The following is a 21,103-nucleotide window of genomic DNA, read 5'->3' as shown; positions in this document are numbered from 1 at the left end:
CGACCAATGCTCGACGGAAAGGCCCACTCATGAACACCGCACCGACACGCACCAGCCACCACCTGACGTCCCACGATCGACATCGAGCACTGACAGCCCTTGCTCTGACCTCGGTCATCGTATGGACGGTGTGGGCTGTTCCCGTCGCCCGACTGATCCTGGAGTCGATGATCACCACGATCGAGGACAGCGGCCGCGCCGCAGCGACCAGCGACGTTCTCGCGCATGGTTGGTGGGCCGTCATCGTCGTCACCGCGGCGATGACCATAGGCAGCCTCATCGCTGTCGCCGACGCCTCTGCGCGAGCGCAGAACTGGACTGTCACTGCGCTCCGCAAAGCCATCCACGTGGCGGCGACCGCGCTCGTCATGTGGGCGATATGGACGGTGAGCGTTGTCGCCGCAGCAGGAGTCCCCACCGTCGGCTAGCGCGGCACACAACCACACTTGTTGTCGGTGGCCACCAGGACACTGGCACCATCACAGACCAAGGAGCACAGATATGGCACAGATCCTCCACAACCGCCAGGCGGATGCACCGATCGTCGATTGGCTCGAAGTCATCGCCAAAGCCGCTGCGCTGGGCCAGATCTGCGACACCGACGCTGAATCAGCGAACGACTCCGACTCGCAGGAGACCACGAGATGAGCCGAAGAGCAGGCATCGTGTTCGCGTGTCTCGGCATCGTCGGGGTGGTCGCCATTGCCGCTCTGATCGTGTTCGTGTTCCGCGGTTCGGACACACCGCCACCACCGGGCACGGACGCCGGGATCGCCATCGACCCGTCGGCCACCGACCCGGTCGGCGTCGCGACGTCGGTGATGTCCGGTGTGTTCACCTGGCAACCCGCAGTGCAGGACTCACCGTGGGATGCCCTGCACGCCCAACGCGACAACGTGACCGGATCGATGGCCACCGCCGCCGCCACGCCACCCGATCCAGCCCCGCAGCCGATCCCGGAGTGGTCGGCATGGGCGCGCAGCGGAGACGTCGTCACCGCCGTCGCTCGACCGGACACCAGCATCTACGCCGACGGCACAGCCGCCGAGATGGACGGTGACAACCAGGCCACCGTGGCTGTCGTCATCGACCGCGTCGTCCAACACCGCAGCGGTGAGATCACCCCGTTCACCGGATACACCGGAGCCGTCGACCTCGAACGCACCGACGACGGCTGGAAGGTCGCGAACTACCGCCTCGTCAGCGCAAGCCTCTAGCCCGACCGGCCACCGGCAACACCCTCGCTGTCCACACGCCGCACGCACCGCAGAGAAGGATCTCTTGTCATGGGAAAAGTCGGAATCCTCACCGAAAAGCCCTCCGCAGCTCGCAACTTCGCCACCGCACTGGGCGGTATGAGTGGCACGTTCGCAGGCACGGAGTACGTCATCGTCCACGCTCGCGGCCACCTGCTGGAGTTGAAAGACCCTTCCGCAATGGTGCCCGCGCCTCTCACCGACAAGTACAAGAGCTGGGAGCTCGAATATCTCCCGTGGAACGCCGACGACTTCCGCTGGGAGCGAGAGATCCGGCGCCGGGTGTCCGGCGGCAAGCTGGTCACCGATCCGGACGCGAAAAGCTTGCTGCAGGACCTCAAGACAGTGCTCTCGGAGTGCGAGAGCGTCTGCAATGCAGCCGATCTCGATCCGACCGGTGAAGGCTCACTGCTGGGCTGGGAGATCGTGGAGTACCTGGGCCTCGAGAACAAGAAGCTCGAACGCATGGAGTTCCTGGACGAGACACCGGCATCGCTGCGTAAGGCCTTCACAGCCCGTCGGCCGGTCACGGCGATCGCTGCCGAGGGCGACTACCGCAAAGCCGACTTCCGGTCGAAGTGGGACATGCTCTCGATGCAGTTCACCAGAGTTGCGACCAAGACGACCGGGGCGAGCACGGTACTGCGTAACGGGCGGCTCAAGTCCGCAATGGTCGTGATCGTCGGTGACGGGCTCGACGCGCACCACGCATACCTCAAGAAGGCGTTCTACGAGAACCGTTTTCGGGACGAGAACGGCGTCACGTACACCGACCCCGAGGTCGATCGATTCGAGAACGAGAACGATGTTCCCGGCGGCCTGCAGTCGTCACCGGTCGTCCACGACGGGACCACACGCAAGAAAACGGGACCGCCGCGGTTGATGGACCTGGCCGGACTGTCGTCACTGCTGGCGAAGAAGGGCTTCGGAGCCAAGAACGTTCTCGACACCTATCAGAAGATGTACGAGGCGCAGGTGGTGTCCTACCCGCGCACCGAGGACAAATTCATCTCGATCGAGCAATTCAACGAGCTGCTTCCATCGGTCGACGCGATCGCCGGTGTGGTCGGCGTGGATCCGGCGGCGCTGAGCCATCGCGGCCCACGTACGAGCCACGTCAAGGCCGGTGGCGCGCACGGTGCCAACCGTCCGGGGCCCAACGTGCCGCCGAGCCTCGCGGCAGTGGAGAAGACCTACGGTGAATTGGGCCGGGAGATCTACGAGCTCCTCGCGAAGAACTACCTGACAATGCTCGCCCCCGACTACGAGTACGACCAGCATCGCGGCCACGTCGAGAAGTATCCGAGCTTCGTCGGATCGCTGAATGTGCCCGCAGTGCTCGGATGGAAAGGTGTGTTCGTCGTCGAGGAGGAGGACGGCGAGCGCGACGAGCAACCCACTGGTGTGACGGCGTTGGGTACTGTCGCGGACCCGTTCGTCCACGAGGGCTTCCCGCCGCGGCCGCCGCATCCGACGATGGGCTGGTTGATGAAGCAGCTCGAGAAGCGGAGCGTAGGTACCGGCGCGACCCGGACGAGCACCTATGCCGAGGTCACGAACAACGCGGGCGGCAAGGCCTTGATGGTCGAGAAACGCGGCAAGACCACCCTCAGCGCGATCGGTGAACTCAACCATCGGATCCTGCCGGGTACACACATCGGTGACCTCACGCTCACCGAGCAGGTCTTCGAGCAGATGGCGCAGATCGAGGCCGGAACCGGTGAGGCAGCCGACTATCTCTCCCTCGTAGCGGATCTGGTGCGCCGCGACCTCGCGACGATGAAGGCAAATTCGAGCACGCTGTCCGGCGAACTCACGGCGCGTATGGGCAAAGCCGGAGTGACTCGGGCGGCGGTGGAGATGATCGACCTGCCACCCGAGCTGCACTTCACCCACGCAGGCACGGTCGTGACCCGCGCGAAGCGAGTCTTCGGTGGCCACCGGTTCACCGACACCGAAGTAGCGAAACTGCTGGCCGGGCAGGTCATCGAAATCATCGCAACAAGCGCGAAGTCGGGAAAGACGTTCACCTGCACGGGAAAACTCGAACCAGGCGTCAGGGAGAAAGACGGCAAGCAGTACCCACACGTGAGCTTCAACCCGCAGTTCGAAGAGCGTGCACCTCGAACCGACCTGGTCAGCGGAGTGTGGAAAGGCAAGCCGGTCACGTTCAAAGGCCGGGGATGGGGGGCCAACGAACACTGGCCGGGCAAGGACTTCACCGAGCAGGAACTCGCGTCGCTGCTGGCCGGGGAGACCATCGAATTCGATGCCACAAGTAAGACAGGTAAGACGTACCGAGCCAGGGGCGCACTGGCCGGAGGTACCTACCAGGGCAGCAAGACATTTGGATTCAAGCTGAAGTTCGAGGACCGCAAATCCACCGCAGGCACCAAGAAACGCACCGTGCGTCGGTAAACGGGTGCCGCAGGACAGCAGCGGGGTCGTACGCCTGCACCCATCGGGAAACGAGTTCGAGCGGCGGGTTCAGAAGAAGGTCAGCTGTGCCTCGTCGACGCGGACACGCCCGGGCTTCGTCCGGCGGGGTCGGACCGGGGGAGCGTGCGTAGCCGGCACCGCCGGTGCGGAACCTTCGGCGATGCCGAGGCCGGCAAGTGCGCGGCGCGCCAGTTCCTCTCTCACACGGGAGCGTTCGGCCACGCGCGTACGTCCGATCGGAGTGTCTCGGACGCTCCACTCCAACTCCCACGCCGCCGACCCCGGTGTCGGTGCTGCCACAGCGCGGTCGGTCACCCGATCGAGTAGTTGGTCGATCTTGTCGATCAACACGTGCGCGCACTCGTCGAGCACACGCTCAGGCACCGTGGCCACGGACTCGTTGTCGCTCACGCCCGCCACTGTAGAGCCGGGCACTGACGGACAGTCCGCAGCTGACACTAACGGCGACGGCCCGATCGCCAGAGCATCGCCTGGTTGCCGGAATCCCCAACAAGGATCGAGGGGTCGGTCAGGCGCTGAGCACAGCCGACGCCGAAGACGCGGCCCTGATCACCCCTCGTCCACACCTACACGCTGATGAGTCGATAACGAACGTCAATCTCGCGGGCGCAGACCTGGGTAAAGTTAAGAATCTCGACGCCGCAGACCTGACTGGCGTGTACTACACAATGTCCACCAAATGGCCAGTTGGCTTTGCGCCCCCCGCTTCGGCTGATTGTTATCAACAAACCGAACAATCTACTTGCGATGCATTTCCTGAATAGTGCGGCTGCGAGATTGGGGCGTTCGCACGACGCTCGTGGTGGACGCGTGAGTGTGACGAAGCCTGCGGCAGCACAGCACATGCAGTGGTTCACACTGGCGTAGCATCCAGCGGCTCTACTTTGCCGCTTCCCCGCCACAAAGAAAGAAGTTGAGAGTGCAGCAACCGAACCCGACTCCACCGCCTGACCACTACGAATGGCTGGGCAGGGTGATGGCCGCATGTTCGTTGCTTGAGATCCAGATCGGAATGATCGGGTGGGCCGCAAAGAACGGTAAGCCCTGGACCGAGAACTGGATGGACGTGGCCAAAAGCTCTGGAGCCGCAGTCGAGCTCTGCAAAAGCCAGCTCAGATCGATGGATACATCGCTGGCCGACGACGTCCGAGCACTGCTGGCCGAAGCGCAACCTGTCTTCCACGAGCGCAACAACTTTGCGCACGCCGTCTTCACGCTCGACCCCACGCGGCCCGGTGACGAACAGTGGGTTCTTAAGTCGGCTCGAGTGGCCGAGTTCAAGCCACTGACCGCCAAGGAAGGCAGCGTTCTGGTTGCAACGACCAACCGCCTCAGCAAACGGGCGAAAGCATTGAGCGCTCGCGCTTCGGGCCCGTAATCACGGACATAGCGAACCGATCACCCGGACAAGGTCGTGGATCGCGAGAAAGCCACAAGTGCACAATCAGCTACGCATATCGAGGTGGCTCCGCCAGCTCGTACCAGGCGAGTTCGTGCGATGGTTCGGCAAGGAACCAAGCAAAACTTCCCGTGGCGAGGTCTTTGAGTCGTTTACGCGCCGGGCCCTCGTTGCGTGACACGAATGCGGAGAGAAACTGGCACCGGGCGGGCGGGATCTTTTGATCGGCTGCCCACTGAAGCAACGCAGCTTTCCGTGCGTTGTCGATTTCACCGTCAGTCGCGACCGCTTCGACTACCCAGAACGTTGCCGGTTTGGTTCCGATGTCGACGATGAGGGCGTCCGGGAGCAGCGTAGAGACGCTGATACTGATGCCTGCGGCAGCGAGCAGCTGACCGTCGGCGACGTACAGTTTGTTGCCCGGTTCCGAGATGGACACGACGACTGGGACCACGAGTCGTGCTGGTGCCCATTGTTCGATGACGCCTTTGAGAATCAGTGAGGCGACACCGGGTTCCAAGGCGCGGGTCGACCGGTCGTGCGGCATCGTGACGGTGACGGCGGTTGACGCTGCGGCCATGTTGCCTTGAACGCTGATCCTGACCATTTCGAGCGGTTCTAGGTGCCCGCTGCGCCATTGCTCGATGGCTTCGTCAAGATCGGTTCCGGTCAGATCAGGGTCGAATAGCGCGGCGAACGCCCCGGCGAGCGCCCAGCGTGGCCCTGAGTAGTTCTGTGGTTTACCGGGACGCCAAGTTGCCGCGCCGCGTTCCCGCAGCATTCGTAACGATTCGTCGCGCAGCGGCTCGCGTGAGTTGTTGGCGTACCACGGGTTGTATTCGTGGCCCCATTCCGTGACGAGGCTTCGGACCTTGTTTTGTCCGCGGCGGGCAGCGGCGTACCACTGCTCTCGTTCGTAGAAATCGGTGTGAACGATGCCGGCGTCCGATAGCCAGAGGCACATCGTGGGTGTCATCCACCGGTGTTCATCAGTGGGCTCGTCGTCTTCTGGGACAATCGCTCCGACGTAGAGCATGGCCGTCACGCCGGTAGCTGCGATGGGGCTGGACAAGGCGGTGTCGAATGCCGCGCGCGGGAAGATGGCCAGTAGTCGCTGTTCGACCTCGGTGCGGGTGGGGACAGGCGGCAGATAGGTCATGGCAGGTCCGTTCGGTAGACGAACCGGACAGCTGCTTCCAGAGCGTCACCACTGAGGCCTTCCCATGACGCGAGGATGTCGCGGCCTGGCAGAGGCAAGGATTCAAGCTCGTACGCGCTGACGGCAACCGATCCGGACATGCTGCGCATGACTCGGTCAAGGGTGCGAGTGGCGAGCAGCCGAGTGAGTGTCGTTCGAGTGACGGCTGGGTTCGACGACGTGGGGCGGAGCACGTTCACGTGGTTTTCGGCAACGACCATCCCTCCCCATTGCGTGAGTACTGAGTCAGTGAGTTCAGCGGCGACCAAGCGTCGGGGCTGTTCGGGGGCTGTTGTTCGCTGAACGACCACGGCGGGCTCACGGAGCACCATCACTTGTTGGTCGGATTTAACCCGCAGGCTGAGATACCGCTGGCCATCCCGGGCAGGGTCCTGATGGACCACTCCACCGTCGATGTCGGCAGCCCAGAGGATCGGTACCGCGCCCGCTGCGTGCAAGGCGGAGATGTCGGATGCTCGGCGGTTCCAGACCAGCGGTCCGGTCGTCGCTTTCCACCCCGCTGACGCGAGAGTGAGCGGCATTGCAAGAGCTGCGGCAGCCGCAGGGGCGTCGTCGGCACGGCGAGGGAGGATCCAGGGTCCGGCACGCTTGGGTGTTGCGACTTTGGCAATCGGACTCACAGTGCCGTTGACGGAAGTGATTGTCACAGTTCGGGTTTTCTTCGGCGAGAAGGTCACCAGGCATGTTTCTTGCAGTACGCCGTCGAAGACTCCAGCCCGGTCGTTGACGAAACCTACCGACCGCAGGGGTGCTTCGGTGGCGAGGACACCCCGTTGGGCTTCGAAGTAACGTCCGGCGAGAAATGATGTCGGGACCAAGGCCGCCAACACTCCGTCCGGGGAGAGCGACTCGATCCCGGACGCCATGAACAGACCGTAGAGATTGGCGTGGCCGTACAGGTGTCGTGCGAACCGGGCTCGCTCATCGGGGTTCAGCTTGACGCGTCCGTACGGCGGATTCATCAGCGAAACCAGGCAGCGGGAGTCGTTGGCGGCCAGTCCGTCCCCGACTTCGGTCAGGGCGGGAAGCGGACGACGTCGTGCGCGCGGTGTGACGGCGAGCAGTGGCAGAAGTTCGGCGGCGAGGACGACGTTGGCGAGCCACACGGCATTGGGATCGTTGTCGATGCCCGCAATGGCATTGGGCAGACCCGCCAGCACGAGTTGCGGGTCAGTTCGCGCACTGGCACCGAGATGGTCTCGGAGTACGGGCAACAGGAGTGCACCGGCACCGCACGCCGGGTCGCGTACCAATCCTGGGAGCGGGCGGGGGCGCTTCCAACCGAGCGCACGTTTGGTCATTGCCCATAATTCCGCTGCCAGCGGCTGCGGTGTGTAGTGACGCCCGTGATCCGATCGATCTTTTGTGCCGAGGGACGCGACGTACCGTTCGCCGAGCTGTTCGGCGGTGCCGAGTTGTTCGGGGACGTCGAACGGTGTCGCAACTTCTTTCGGGAGCGCTGTATCGACAGCCTGGGAGACATCGAGCCACTTGCCGCTGAGACCGGCTGCGCTCGCGCGCTGTGCCCACCATTCCGGGACGCCCGCCAGTACTGTGGCCGGCGACATCGCCGGTGCCGCCTTGCCGCGTGCGTTTCTGGAGCCGCGAGCGCCCGGGTCACGAGCCGGGACGAGAAGGCCGGACACCATCACCCTCTCTCCTGCTGGTCTGTGCATTTGATCTTCGCAGAGTGCAACCGCTTGCCTCAGGCGACTCACCGGCAACGGCAGGTCAGATGAATCATAGGTACCCGAAGGTTGCTCGGTACAGTCACCTGGTGAGCGCCACTGGTGCAGCCTTTACCATCATGTTCTTCGACTGCGGAGCGCCGTTCGGCGACGGAGATAACCCCTCCAAGCTCGACACGCCCACATGGGTCGCCGTAGACAAACATGGCCATCCGGTCGCCACCCTGGCCACTCAAGTACATAGGGAACAGACCGTCGCTGGCGTTCCCTTCGACCGCTGCGTCACCACCTTTGCCCTGGCGTCCACACGAACCAAGGCCACAGCGGAAGTCGTCAGGGCAGCACAAAGCTACTGGTTGAAGAGTCATCAGCTGACGCTTTATCGAACAGGAACCGCGAGCGAGAAAGGTGCGGCCTGTCTCAGCGACCTCGGGATCGACATCGCGCCCTTCCGTAAGCAGAAATATGAGCAGTGGCGAGCGCGTGAAGACCAACTCGACGAAATGCAACGTCAGCAACCTGAGAGCCCCCGCGGGTTCAATGGAGACAATCCGTACACCACGCTCACGGACGACCAGGCTGACGAGCTACGCGAGAAGTGGCTGGCAGAGGCCGAAGCACTTCTCAAGGTGAACCCCACTGGGTACCCCTGACAGACGTACCTGCGTTGAGCCTGACATAAGGGCTGCTTTATCGGCCGCGCCCATAACCGCCGGCTCAGCACTCCCCCAGTTCTGCCGTCTCGACGTGCCCCGTGGTTCAGGCGCGTTCGGCCTGAACCGTGCGGGTGGCGCGCAGCCACCGACCCAGATAGGCCGCGGACGCGGCGAGGTCGGGGCGGTCGGTGAGGAAGTCGGTGAACCAGCCCGACAGGCCGTCCCACTGCTGTGCATCGCCGGGTGGGTGCAGCGTCCAGCCGAGCTCGTCCAGTCTCCAGTGCGCTTTGGCGGAGTTGCGCAGCATCGAGGTGGTGACCCAGTTCGAGGCCTCGTCTGCTCCCCCGCGGGCGACAGGGTCGAGGTGATCGATGGTCGGGAACAGCTCCCAGAACGCGAAATGAGTCTCGGTCATCTTCCAATTCGAATGTGCGGGAAATTCGTTCGGCAGCACGACCGACAGCAATCTCAATGCTCCCGGGTGGATCAGTCGGTCGCCGGAGTAGCGGTCGAGGAATCCGTCGCGGTAGAAGGTGCGCAGCATCTCGGGGAGCGTGTATCGGCGTTGCGCTATGGTGCCGACAACGTGTGGGTAGTCGGTGCCGATGATGGCCTTGGCTGCGTTGTCGTCTCCGTTGCTGAGCGCGGCGCAGGCCCGCGCGAGGACGTCTGCTTTCTGCGTCGGCTGGCCCGATCCGGTGGCCACTACGATCTCCCCGGTCATGTGGGCAGACCACGGACGGCCTGCGTGAGCCCGTGGTCGACTTCCCACACGGCGGTGCTCGGCTTGCCGAGGATGTTATCGAGGCGGTCAGCCTGGTCGAGCACGATTGCCATGCCTCGATCTTTCACCGGCGGAACCCCCGCGCGCTGTACATGCACACAGTCGCGCGCGTCGCGGCCCTATCGGCGTCGCCCCCGGGTTATGTCCACACACGTTCCGTCGACGAAACGGAACGACGGGCAACAGCGATAGCGGAGCGTGCGGTTTCGTCAAAGGGATCGTCCGAGAAGAAAGTGGGTTTCTCAGTGCCTGTTCGCTCTTCGGCGGAACGCGCAACGCGAATCAGAGCGGCTGCTCTGGTCGGTGTCTTTCTCGCTGTCGCCGGGATCATCTTGCTCATGTATCCCGTGTCGGTCTCGTCGTATGGGCTCACTGCGGCATGCGGCACCACGATCACCCGGGAGAACAAAGAACCCGAGGCGCTCGTCGACAGATTCGACACCACGCTCGCAGACAGTCTCGACATTCCGACCCCTCTCGACCTCGACGTCGGGCCGTACACGAAATGCACCGACGCATTGACATTTCGTCGCTGGGTCGCATGGCCCGCAGTCGTCGTCGGTATCGCAGTCGCGGTTCTCGCGCTCCGGAAGCTCACATGGACGAACCTCCTTGCGGCGCGACGCAACAGCACCGCCGGCGTCCCCGCAACTGCTCACCTTGCTAAAACGTCGCCAACACCGCCGACACCCACCCCGGCTACTGTGCCCGCGCCGATCCGAACGGGCGCAGCTGGCGATGCTTCCCTACCGTCGGCACCTCCAGGTTGGTACCCGGACCCCCACCAGCAGAACGGTCTTCGATGGTTCGACGGCTCGCAGTGGACTGCCGGAACTGCTCCCGGCGCACCTACGCAGGAAACCCCCGACGAGAACGAAAGCGATGCCCGATGAACGCGGCTCTGCGTACCAAGCTGGTTGCTGGCTTATTGCTGGTCGGGATTGCTGGTGGAACGATCGCGACCGTTGCGGCGACCACTGCACCAGAACAGGAAACAACCAACTACGCAGTGCGTAGTGGCCTGTATCCGAGCTACAACGATGCGCTCGACACATACCTCGGAGACAGTGATCTGGTGGATGCGTACGGCCAGTTCACCGTCCGCGACCATGGGATCAGGCTCTGCCTCGATGCTGAGCGCGGAGCCTCCGACTCACAAATTATCTCGGCGACGTCCCAAAATCTCGGCGGGATGGGGTACGAAACAGCTCGCAGGTTGTATGCCATCGTCCTCGCTTACGGCATCTGCTCGGTGGATTGATCGTTGAACACAGTTCCCGAAGCTGTCGTAAGAGCTATTGGGTGCTGCAAGATACCGTGTCCATGTATTAGGGTTGATGTTGTTCGACCGTCGATGAGGGTCACGGTCGAGCGTCCATCCAGCAACAGCGCTGCACTGCACCTCTATCTGGTGCCGGTGTGTTCGTGCTGTGGGCTGGCCGACGCTCCCAGTGAAGGCCCTCCATGTCGATTTCACTCCTGCTCGTGTCGAGCAATCCCGAGAATCCATCAGCTTTCGATGGCGGTGTCCGTCGATGACCCGCACCGTCTCTACAGCCGAGCAGCAGCGCCGCTCACAGATCGCCGCCGCAGCCTACGAACGCGGCCGACGCGCCACCCTGGCTGCCGCACGACGCCGCAGCCTGCCCGACCGGGCGCACACACGCCGCGACGAGATCCGCAGTCGCTCCCACTCGTACGAGCCGCGCAGTGACAGTCGCGCATTCGGGCTGCTCGACACCGACGTGTCGCTGGTCCGGGCTGCTGCGTATCTCGCCGCATCCGGTGTCGCGCACGAGTTGATCGCGGCGCAGACCTTCACCGACCCCGCCCAACAGGAGTGGGCGGACGCCACCGTCAATCGCACGGCTGTGCACGAGGACGCATGGCGAGAACGGTTGATCGACAACGGTATCGACGACGCAGTCTTGCGACCGGGCCTGTCTCTGGACGTCCTAGAGCTGCCCGCCGAACTCGACGGTCTCGACTTCGAGGACATTGCCGAACACACCCTCGACGTGTCCTCCACCTCGGCCGACGTCGAACCCCTGAGGCTGGTCGACCTTCTGCGGGAGACACCGCGCCAGGAACAGTCGTCGGGTTCGGTCGTCGACATCACCGACCGGGTCGCCCGCATCATCGAAATCGACCGCGGCATCGATGCGGCCGTCGAAGGTGGTGTGGACGCATGGTGATGACGAAGAAGCCCACCTCGAAAGGTGCCGGCGCTTCCTCGTCGGTGCTCCCGCTGATCGCCGTCTCGGTGGTGATCGTGCTCATCGCCCTCGGATACGGATCACTCTGGCTCGGACACGCATTCACCGACACCGGCGAGCAGATCCCCGGCAACCCGTTTCAGGCCCTGTTCTCCGTGGCCGGCGGGAAGCTGACGTGGCCGACAGCCTCGACGGTGATCTTCGTGATGGCGGTGATCATCGGCTCCGGTCTCGTCGGCGTCGCTGCGGCCGCTCGGGCCTCACGCGGCGGGAAGAACGATGTCGACGCCAAGGCCCGCCTGATGGGCCCGACATCGAAGCTGACCGGGGTGACCGGCAAGCAGGCACGCGAACGCGCGAAGTCGCTGCGCTCGGATCTCGCCGACCGGGACACGCTCGACGACGCCGACATCGGGGTCATCGTCGGCCGCACGGTCCAAGGCAACCAGAAAGTGTTCATGTCCTGGGAGGACATGATGTTCGCCCTCGCCGGTCCTCGTATGGGCAAGACCGCCGCGATGGCGATCGACGCCCTCTGCACCGCACCGGGCGCGGCCCTGTTCACCTCGAACAAACGCGACGGCCATGACCTCACCCGCGGCGTCCGCGAACAACTCGGCACCGTCTGGCGCTACGACCTACAGGGGATCGCCGACGGGCCGCTCACCGGCGGCGACGGATTCTGGTGGAATCCACTCCGCGGCATCACCTCGATCGCCGCTGCCCGCAAACTCGCCTCCTACTTCGCTGCCGCCTCGAACGACGGTTCGGCGAAGGCGGACTCCTCCTACTTCGACGGCGGCGCAAAGGAATTATTCGCGCAGATGTTGCTCGCGGCCGCGTGTGCGGGCGGCGATCTGCTGCACGTCTACGGCTGGCTCTCCGACGAGGACAACGAACTCCCCCAGAAGATCCTCGAGGAACACAACCATCAGATCGTCGCGATGCGGCTGCAATCGGTGCGCGGGCTCAACCCGCGTCAGCGAGACGGCCTGTACGACATGGCCCGCCGGTTCATCAGCCTGCTCGAAGAGCAGAACTACGTGATGAGCGTGCTCCCACCCGAACGCGTCGACGTCTCCCTCGGCGCGGCCCGCGACACCGACATCGGTAGAGGGGTGCGCTACCCGCACTCGATGCCCGAATTCGTGGTCGAGAAGTTCGTCACCAGCACCGACACCATCTATGCCTTGTCCAAGGAAGGACCGGACTCGACGTCGGCACTGACCACGGCCTTGATCGGGTCGATCATCGACGCAGCCCAACGGACCGCACGCCGCAGCCCGCGCGGGCGGATGCCGGTACCGATGCTGTGCATCCTCGACGAGGCCGCGAACGTCTGCCGACTCACTGAGCTCCCCGCCTGGTACTCCCACCTCGGCTCCCAGGGGATCTGCCTGATGACGATCGTGCAGAACCTCTCCCAAGCACAGAAGGTGTGGGGTCAGGACGGGGTCAAACAACTCCAGGATGCCGCGAACTTCCTCTGGTACGGCGGCGGGATCAAGGACAAGACCACCCTGTCGGACCTGTCTGCGCTCGTCGGCGATCACGACGTCGAACGCTGGTCGACCTCCCGTAGCGGCGGCATGTTCGACAGCGGCTCGACCTCAAAGTCTCAGTCCTGGTCGAAGGAGCCGATCATGACCGTCGACGACCTCGCCGCGATCCCGAAAACCCGAGCCCTGGTCCAGATTTCGGGCAACCGGCCGGTGCTGATGAAGAAGCTGTACTGGTCCGACGGCCCGAACGCCGACGCCATCACCGCCTCGGCCGGGCGATACGGAATCCCCGAGAAGACACAGATTCTGCTCGACGAGGACGCAGTCGACATCGACGAAGTCACCGAGAGCGATGAGGAGCCCTTCCTGTGACCGCATACGACGACCCCGATGCCACCGAGTTCGATCCGGACGCCACCGACTTCGATCCGAACGGGAATCCGCCGGAACCGGAGCGGCAGTACGAGTCGATGTTCGACTGGTTCGACACCTGGTTCGCGACCCTGATCACCCGCAAGCTCAGCGGCACCGCCGGTAAGAGCGGGCGAGTGTTCTGCCCCGAGTGGTGGCGACACGACGAAGTGGTGCGCCGCCTGCGGGACCTATGGCTGGCGTGGGAAGGCGCGGAGGCGAGCGAGAACCTCGGGGCTCCGAGTGCCTGGTGGATCCACGACGCCGACCCGATGCTGCGAGTGCTGCTCGATCCAGACGGTGGCCCGATGTATCTGTGCAGCAGAGACAACCACGAAACGACCCCGCCGCTACGGCGAACGTTGACCCTGCCCCCAGCGGGCTGGTTCGACGGCCTCGACTGACCCCACCCACCCACATCGTCAACATATCTTGACGATTCAGGTGGAGCCTGACACAACTACCGATTCGATCGACCGAAGGGACCTGGTGGGTCCGGCTAGACCCACCAGGTCCGATATGGCCGGAGAGTGCGTCTCCGGCCGACGACGACGTTAACGATCCCTGCCCGGTCCCGGGCAGTGCGGGTCGCACAGACGTCTCGCCCGACTTCAGGAGCGCACACCGTGGCCAAAGATTCCGACGATTTCCAACTCGATTTGTTCGCCGAGACAGAGGACAGTGACACCCATGATCGACCCGATAACGCAGGAGATAATGAAGCTCTACTTGGAGCACCAGGGGCTGCCGCAGGAGCTGAGCCCGACCGATCAGCAGGCGTTCCTCGAGACCGAGAGCGAGCGGATCGCGGAGCGGATCGACAACATGAAGATCGTCATGGAACAGCAAGTGCTGCAACGCTATATGCGCGACAACGGCCAGCCGCCCCCGTACATGGAGAAGGTCGGGATGATCAACCAGGCGTGGGCGCAGGCGACGGACTTCGTGATCAACGAGGAGATCTACGGCCAGCTCCCGCCGGAGATGGAGGCCTACCCACCGGACCAGGAGAGCCCGGAAGCGGAAGCGGAACGGGATCAGGCGCGGATTCAGGTTCACAAGAGCGATCCGGAGCGGTGGCGCAACCCGCTCAACTGCGCGGACCCGGACAAGGAAGCGGACCGGCTGACGGACCAGCTGTGGAAGGGCCGGCCGGTGCAGTTCCTCTACTACGCAGCGCATCTGATAGCGGCGAGGATCGAGGACAACGAGCCCTACCCGACGTCGCAGAGCCACCCGCTGTATCCATCGTTCACCAGCCAGCTCGACGAGAGAGTGGCCGAGACCGCGGCAAGCGGAAAGTAACCCGCCGCAGCGAATCCGACGCCCAACTGGATCTGTTCTCGTTCGACGCCGACGGTGCCGCACCGATCGACCCGGCCGGCACCGAGATCGGCGGCACACCGCTCCCGGCACCGGTCGATCCCAAGATCCTCGCCGCCGACGCCGCATCCCAGCAGACGCGCGAGCTCCAGCCCGCACCGGAGGTCGTCACGGGCACTGCCGTCGACGGCCCGGCACTGCCGCCGTCGGCGACGGAGCTGGTACGCGACGCCTACGGCCGGCTCGCGCGCGAGGACGAAGCGTACGTGCGGTTGGCGCGGATCCGCGCCGACCTCGACGGGACACTGACCAGCGAGCAGCTCACCGATGCGCTGATGGAGCTGCGGCGCGCGGGCGATGTGTCGCTGATTCCGGAAGAGAATCAGAAGACTCTCGGGCCCGCCGATCACGCTGCGGCGGTGAGCTACGGCAACCAGAGTCGGCACCTGATCGCCGTCGACGGTCGCCGCGTCGACCAACTCCTCCCCACGCGGAGCACTCCCCCACCCAGCGTCGAGACCGCCTCCCCCACAGTCGAACCGACCCCCGATCCCACGACGACTACCGCAGTCCCGGACACCACCGAAGGGATGGTGGTCGACACGCAGACGGTCGCCGAGCGACTGTGGAATGTCGAGCCCGTCGACTTCCGGCCCGGCACCGACATCCTGGTGCCCTCCGGAACGAAAGCCCGTGTGGCAGCGAACATCGACGCCCTGCGCACCCTCGCCGTCGTCACCGCGCAGGATCGCTACGCCACCGCCGACGAGCAAGCAGTGCTGGCCCGCTGGTCGAGTTGGGGTGCAACCCCGCAGGTGTTCGACCCTCGCCGCGACGATTGGGCCGCCGAACGCGAGCAGATCCGCTCGTTGCTGGACGACACCGCGTGGGCGCAGGCGCAGCGAACCATACTCAACGCTCACTACACCGACCCGGCGATCGCGGCGGCGATGTGGAAGGCAACGATCCGGGCCGGGTTCACCGGCGGCCGGGTTCTCGAACCGGGTTGCGGATCGGGAACATTCATCGCTCACGCCCCCAGCTCCGCGCAGATGGTCGGGGTGGAGCTCGACGCCACTACCGCCGCGATCGCCGCGGCGTTGAACCCGTCGGCGCAGATCCGCGCCGAGGGATTCGAGAAGACCACCGCGCCGGCGTCATCGTTCACCGCGGCGATCGGCAACGTCCCGTTCGGGGACTACCGGCTCTACGACCCAGTCCACAATCAGGCCAAGCACTCGATCCACAACCACTTCATCGTCAAATCGTTGGCGATGACCGCCCCCGGCGGCTACGTCACCGTCCTGACCTCCCGCTACACCCTCGACGCCCAGAACCAGCGGGCCCGCCGCGACATCGCCGCCCTCGGCGACCTCGTCGGCGCAGTCCGGTTGCCGTCCAACGCCTTCCGGCGTGTCGCCGGGACGGAGGTCGTCACCGACATACTCGTGTTGCGCCGCCGCGCCGACGGGGCGAAACCCGCACCGTTGACCGAGCGGTTCCTGCAGCTCGAGAACGCCACCGCTCTCGACGATGCCGGCGAGGACAAGGGCGTGCCGATCAATTCCGTCTACACCGATCACCCCGACTGGGTGCTCGGTGAGCTACGGGTCGGGCACGGCATGTACGGCAACGAGACCCTGTCCGTCGACGCGACCGACAGCGACGTCGACCTCGCCTCCCTGGTCGAGGATCGGCTCACCGCGATCGTCGACGCAGCGAATACCGACGGTCTCGGGCTCACCGCGTCGTGGCGCGACACTCTCGGGCCCACCCGGGAGGACTTCGAGCGCGGACTGCTGGCGATCGGGAACGGCCCGGCGCAGGACGAGCTCGCGGTGGGCACGCTGCGGCACGATGCGCAGATGGAGACCATCGAACGCTGGAACTCCCGCGCCTGGGAGCCGGTGAACACTCGTGGAGCCAAGCAGGTCGCCGAATGGGGCGAGCTGCTCGCGCTGCGCGACACCACCCACGCCCTCCTCGACGCGCAACGTGGACCCACCGACCCCAGCCAGCGGCAAGCGCTGCGGGAGATCCTCGGTGAGCAGTACGACGCCTACGTTGCCCGCTACGGCCCGATCAACCGGTTCACCATGACAACGCCCAAGGACCTCACCGAATCGCAGCACGACGCCGCTCTGGCGAAGCTGATCGACACCTGGCGTAAGGACGAAGGCGTCGCCGGCGACCCGTATGCCGGAGAGGTTCCCGAAGACGTCTACGACCGGCTCTCCGACGATGCGTGGATCAATCCCCGCCAGCCCACCAAGCTGCAAAGCCATCTCGGCAAAGCCTTGCGCACCGATCCGACGTTCGCTGCGGTGCTCTCCCTCGAGCACTTCGACGAGGAGACCATGGCCCCCCGCAAGGCGGCGATCTTCCACACCGACGTTCTGCACTCACGCGAGCTGCGCAGTCACGCCGAGACGGTCGACGAGGCAATGGCCATCAGCCTCGACGAGCAAGCCCGCCTCGACGTCGGGCGGATCGCCGAACTACTCGGAACCACCGTCGAGCAGGCCGAGACCCAGATGGAAGGACGCGCTTTCCGCACTCTGACCGATCCGACCCGGTGGGTGTCGTCGTCGAGGTATCTGTCGGGCAATGTCCGCACCAAGCTCGCCGACGCCGAAGAGATCGCCGCGCTCGATCCCCGCTACCAAGCGAACGTCGACGCCTTGACCGCGGTGATACCGCCACGCAAGACCGATGTCGATGTCGCTCTCGGTGCGCCGTGGGTGCCGATCGAGACCTACACCCAGTTCGTCCGCGAGACCTTCGAGGTACCGGCCGATGTCCCGGTCACCATCGAACGGGCATCGGGTCGCTGGGCGGTGTCGGTGGATGCCTACCCCGGTGTGGGCGAGCAGCACCTCAAGTGGGGCCTGGTACCCAAACGGGGATCGTGGTCGACGAAGTACAACTTCGAGCACCGCCCCGCCGAGGACCGCGGGATCGGCAACGCCGGAATGCGCTCCGGTGACTACGAGTGGCAGGAACTGCTCACCGACCTGCTCAACAGCGACCCGATCGAGATCGCCACCTCCAAGGAGTTCCGCGAGAGTGCCGGGGCACCGGGCATTCACGATGCCGCGACCCGCGCGGCGCAGTCGAAGGCGCGGCGTCTGTCTCAGGAGTTCGGGCAGTGGGCGTTGCACTCCGACGAGGTGCGCCGCGAACAGCTCCTCGATATCTACAACGACAAGTTCAACTCCCTTGTCGCGCCGGTGCATTCGGGGGCGCACATGGCCTTCCCCGGTCTCGGTGAGAAGTACTCGCCGTACCCGTATCAACGAGACGCCGCCGCGCGGATCGTCTCCGAGCCGACGGTGCTGCTCGATCACGTCGTCGGGGCCGGCAAGACCGGCACCATCCTCATGGGAGCGATGGAGCTGGGGCGTCTCGGGTTGGCGGACAAGCCGTGGGTGGTGGTGCCCAACCACATCATCGACCAGGTCGTCCGCGAAGCCGGGCAGTGGTATCCCGGCGCGAGAATCCTGTCCGGATCGGCGGCCACCGACGCCGAAGGGCGCCGATTGCTCGTCGCCCAGTCCGCCTCGCAGGACTGGGACATGGTCATCGTGCCGCGGTCGGCGTTCTCCTCGATCGGGGTCGATCCCGGCACGAAAGCCGAGTACATCCGTGGCCAGGTCCAGGCCATCGACGCGGATCTGGGCGATGTAGAGGGCCGCCAGACCAAGAAACGGCTCGAAGCGATGAAGGCCAGGCTCGAGGAGAAGCTCGCGACTGCGCTCGAGCAGGCGGGGAAGGACCGTGGGCTGACCTTCGAGGCATCGGGCTGTGACTACCTGTTCATCGACGAAGCCCACGAGTTCAAGAATCTCGCCCGCGCGTCCGGGGTCACCGAGCTCGCGAACGAGGGCTCGCACCGGGCCACCGACATGGACCTCAAGCTGAACTATCTGCGGTCGATGCGCCGCGAGGAAGCGATCACGAAGGGCATTCCGCCGGAGGAGTACGTCGAGCGTGTGGCCACGTTTGCCACAGGCACGCCGGTCGCGAACTCTCTCGCCGAGCTGTGGGTGATGCAGCACTATCTGCGTCCGGATCTCCTCGAGGACGCCGGGGTCGCCTCGATCAACGACTGGGGAGCGACGTTCACCGACACCGTCGAACGAGTCGAGCTCAATTCGTCGGGATCGAGACTGCGGGCCATCACCCGGGTCGGTGAATTCACCAACGTCGGCGATCTCATCGGCATGACCAGCGTGTACACCGACGCGGTTACCCGCGATCAGGTGCCGGCGAACCTTCCGGTCAAGGACGGTGGCCGCAACACCGACGTCACGTTCACCCCGGCGCTGGAGGTGCAGGACTTCATCGCCGATCTGGGCTACCGGGCCGATAACGCCGACGTCAAGCGCCCTGATCTCGACAATGCCCTCAAGGTCGCCAACGACGGCCGCAACGCCACCCTCGATCCGAGGGTGGCGCACATGGACCCGGCACCACCGGAGCATTCACGGGCGCACATCGTCGCGCAGCGAATCCTGAACGTGCACAACGAATCGAGCGAGAACGCCTACCTCGATGCCTCCGGTGAACCGCACCCGACGCCGGGTGCGTTGCAGATCGTGTTCTGCGACCGCTCCACCCCGAAAGCCGACGGGTCGTGGTCGATCTACGACGGGATCCGCGAGGAGTTGCTCGCCGGCGGGATGGAGCCCGCACAGATCGCCTACGTCCACGACTACCCGAAGCCGTCGGAGAAGGCCCGCCTGTTCGAGATGTGCCGCACCGGAAAGGTATCGGTGGTGTTCGGGTCCACCGAGAAGATGGGCACCGGCACCAACATCCAGGATCGTGCGATCGCACTTCATCACGTCGATGTGCCGTGGCGACCAGCCGACCTCGAACAGCGTGAGGGCCGAATCATCCGGCAGGGCAACCAGAACGCCCATGTCAAGGTGTTCAACTACGTCGCCGAGAAGACCTTCGACACCGTCATGTGGCAGACCGTGCACCGCAAGGCGCATTTCATCGAGCAGCTCAAGAAGGCGGACCGCTCGATGCGGCGGGTGGTCGATCTCGACAGCGACTCGCTCGCCGAGAACTCGGCCATGACCAAGGCCCTCGCCACCGGCGATGATCGGTACATCCAGCAGATCGAGCTGGACTCCCAGCTCCAGGAGCTCCAGTCCGAAGCGGATTCGCATTTCGCCGAGCAACGCTCCATCGAACGCGACCGGGACCGCCTGCGCCGCGAAGTACCCCGCGCACGCCAGCGGGTCGCCGGATTGAAAGAAGCGGCACCGGTGCTCAAAGGCCGGCGCGACGTCGAGCAGTGGCCCGGCATGACCATCCGCGGAGTGTTCTACGACAAGCGCAGCGACGCCGCGAATGCGATGGCCATGGCGTTGCAGGGCACCTACCAGGCCCTCAAGGGTGAAGGGTTGACCAAGTCGATGGTGGTCGCGGAGATGAGCGGATTCCCGATCGAGGCATCTCGCCCGGCCCAGGACAGTGCGCTGTATCTGTCGTTTTCCGGTCTCGGTTCCTCGACGAAGGTGATCGAAGCGCACGATCTGTATCCGAGGATCGGAGACGGAGACCGCAGCCAACACGCGTTCGGTCTGCTCACGCGGATGGAGAACATGGCGTACACCGTCGACACCGACCTCGCGAAGGCCGAACGCTCACTCGATCGAGACGAACAACGCCTCGACGACCTCGAACTGGTCGAGCTATCCGACTTCCCGAAAGCGGTACAGCTGAAGGACCTCTCGAACGAAGTCGCCCGGCTACGGCGCGAAATCAAGGAGGCAGAAACGAGTCCCGAAGCCCTCGCCCGCGACGCTGCCCGTGCCGAACGTGCAGCAGCGAAAGGTCGAGAGCAAGGGTGGTCGCTGATGCTCAACCCCACCCCCGCACTCGTCGAACAACTCGGAATGGGCAGCGCCGACAACGTCCGCGCGATGATGCGCCAGGCCGAAGTAGAAGCGTTACAGCGCACTTCATCGTCGAGCATCGATGCGATCGACCCGGATCGACCCCGTCGCGGACTATCTGCACCACCCGAAAACAGGGCACCGGGCACCGGTCGACCGGATCCTGATCGGCGCCGCCCACCTCCAGAGCCGAACGGGCCCACCCGCGACCAAGGGCCCCAATTGGAGTAACAGGTATCTGACTCGCCGGATCTGCCACCGGTCCGGCGAGTCATCA

Annotated in this window: 17 protein-coding genes; 13 read left to right on the top strand and 4 right to left on the bottom strand. The window is 64.7% G+C overall.

Translation table 11 applies throughout. The features are described from left to right. Positions 1 to 29 precede the first annotated feature (29 nt). From CH305_RS28510 to CH305_RS28500, 4 genes are all read left to right on the top strand, one after another. Positions 30 to 428, top strand: a complete 399-nt coding sequence (locus tag CH305_RS28510; protein WP_094623015.1) for a hypothetical protein — start codon at positions 30 to 32, stop codon at positions 426 to 428. Between the two features lie 73 nt (positions 429 to 501). Then, positions 502 to 648 (top strand): hypothetical protein, encoded by a 147-nt coding sequence (locus CH305_RS29265; RefSeq protein ID WP_155288950.1) that lies wholly within the window; start codon positions 502 to 504, stop codon positions 646 to 648. Beyond that, positions 645 to 1,217: a hypothetical protein gene (locus tag CH305_RS28505; protein ID WP_256984016.1), complete on the top strand. Its 573-nt coding sequence runs from the start codon at positions 645 to 647 to the stop codon at positions 1,215 to 1,217. The genes CH305_RS29265 and CH305_RS28505 overlap by 4 nt, the downstream gene beginning before the upstream one ends. A gap of 69 nt (positions 1,218 to 1,286) precedes the next feature. Beyond that, complete coding sequence (locus CH305_RS28500) at positions 1,287 to 3,674, top strand: DNA topoisomerase III (RefSeq protein ID WP_094623014.1); 2,388 nt, start codon at positions 1,287 to 1,289, stop codon at positions 3,672 to 3,674. A 69-nt stretch (positions 3,675 to 3,743) separates the two neighbouring features. Here the strand turns inward: CH305_RS28500 and CH305_RS28495 are convergent, their stop codons facing one another. Next, positions 3,744 to 4,106, bottom strand: a complete 363-nt coding sequence (locus tag CH305_RS28495; protein ID WP_143536301.1) for a hypothetical protein — start codon at positions 4,104 to 4,106, stop codon at positions 3,744 to 3,746. Between the two features lie 529 nt (positions 4,107 to 4,635). On the opposite strand from CH305_RS28495, the gene CH305_RS28490 reads away from it, so the two are divergent. Further along, positions 4,636 to 5,094, top strand: a complete 459-nt coding sequence (locus tag CH305_RS28490) for a hypothetical protein (protein WP_143536300.1) — start codon at positions 4,636 to 4,638, stop codon at positions 5,092 to 5,094. Between the two features lie 70 nt (positions 5,095 to 5,164). On the opposite strand, the gene CH305_RS28485 is transcribed toward CH305_RS28490, so the two are convergent. Both CH305_RS28485 and CH305_RS28480 read right to left on the bottom strand, forming a co-directional pair. Further along, positions 5,165 to 6,274: a BsuBI/PstI family type II restriction endonuclease gene (locus CH305_RS28485; protein WP_094623011.1), complete on the bottom strand. Its 1,110-nt coding sequence runs from the start codon at positions 6,272 to 6,274 to the stop codon at positions 5,165 to 5,167. Beyond that, positions 6,271 to 7,983 carry an Eco57I restriction-modification methylase domain-containing protein gene (locus tag CH305_RS28480; RefSeq protein ID WP_094623010.1) on the bottom strand — a complete coding sequence of 571 codons (1,713 nt, stop codon included), beginning with the start codon at positions 7,981 to 7,983 and terminating at the stop codon, positions 6,271 to 6,273. The genes CH305_RS28485 and CH305_RS28480 overlap by 4 nt, the downstream gene beginning before the upstream one ends. 128 nt (positions 7,984 to 8,111) lie before the next feature. Between CH305_RS28480 and CH305_RS28475 the strand changes: the two genes are divergently transcribed. Beyond that, positions 8,112 to 8,675 (top strand): hypothetical protein, encoded by a 564-nt coding sequence (locus tag CH305_RS28475; RefSeq protein WP_094623009.1) that lies wholly within the window; start codon positions 8,112 to 8,114, stop codon positions 8,673 to 8,675. 106 nt (positions 8,676 to 8,781) lie between these two features. Here CH305_RS28475 and CH305_RS28470 read toward each other — a convergent pair whose 3' ends face one another. Next, on the bottom strand, positions 8,782 to 9,402 hold the full coding sequence (locus tag CH305_RS28470) for an HNH endonuclease (protein WP_094623008.1): 621 nt from the start codon (positions 9,400 to 9,402) through the stop codon (positions 8,782 to 8,784). 305 nt (positions 9,403 to 9,707) lie between these two features. On the opposite strand from CH305_RS28470, the gene CH305_RS28465 reads away from it, so the two are divergent. The 7 genes from CH305_RS28465 (at position 9,708) to CH305_RS28435 (ending at position 21,057) form a co-directional block, all read left to right on the top strand. Next, the gene (locus tag CH305_RS28465; RefSeq protein WP_218828620.1) at positions 9,708 to 10,355 is read left to right on the top strand and encodes a DUF2510 domain-containing protein; all 648 of its coding nucleotides are present in this window, start codon (positions 9,708 to 9,710) and stop codon (positions 10,353 to 10,355) included. Next, complete coding sequence (locus tag CH305_RS28460) at positions 10,352 to 10,723, top strand: hypothetical protein (RefSeq protein ID WP_094623007.1); 372 nt, start codon at positions 10,352 to 10,354, stop codon at positions 10,721 to 10,723. The genes CH305_RS28465 and CH305_RS28460 overlap by 4 nt, the downstream gene beginning before the upstream one ends. A gap of 274 nt (positions 10,724 to 10,997) precedes the next feature. Further along, positions 10,998 to 11,657: a TraI DNA relaxase gene (locus tag CH305_RS28455; protein ID WP_094623006.1), complete on the top strand. Its 660-nt coding sequence runs from the start codon at positions 10,998 to 11,000 to the stop codon at positions 11,655 to 11,657. Next, entirely contained in the window at positions 11,651 to 13,552 is a 1,902-nt protein-coding gene (locus tag CH305_RS28450; RefSeq protein WP_094623005.1) for a type IV secretory system conjugative DNA transfer family protein, read from the top strand. Before CH305_RS28455 ends, CH305_RS28450 begins: the two co-directional genes overlap by 7 nt. Continuing rightward, on the top strand, positions 13,549 to 13,995 hold the full coding sequence (locus tag CH305_RS28445) for a DUF4913 domain-containing protein (protein WP_094623004.1): 447 nt from the start codon (positions 13,549 to 13,551) through the stop codon (positions 13,993 to 13,995). Before CH305_RS28450 ends, CH305_RS28445 begins: the two co-directional genes overlap by 4 nt. A 286-nt stretch (positions 13,996 to 14,281) precedes the next feature. After that, entirely contained in the window at positions 14,282 to 14,896 is a 615-nt protein-coding gene (locus CH305_RS29660) for a hypothetical protein (protein ID WP_094623003.1), read from the top strand. Beyond that, entirely contained in the window at positions 14,839 to 21,057 is a 6,219-nt protein-coding gene (locus tag CH305_RS28435; RefSeq protein WP_256984018.1) for a helicase-related protein, read from the top strand. The genes CH305_RS29660 and CH305_RS28435 overlap by 58 nt, the downstream gene beginning before the upstream one ends. Positions 21,058 to 21,103 lie beyond the last annotated feature (46 nt).

This window comes from Rhodococcus sp. 15-649-2-2 (assembly GCF_002258645.1).
In the GTDB taxonomy this organism is placed as follows: domain Bacteria; phylum Actinomycetota; class Actinomycetes; order Mycobacteriales; family Mycobacteriaceae; genus Rhodococcoides.
Note: the sequence above shows the minus strand (reverse complement) of the source record. Positions and strands in the feature narration are given on the sequence as shown.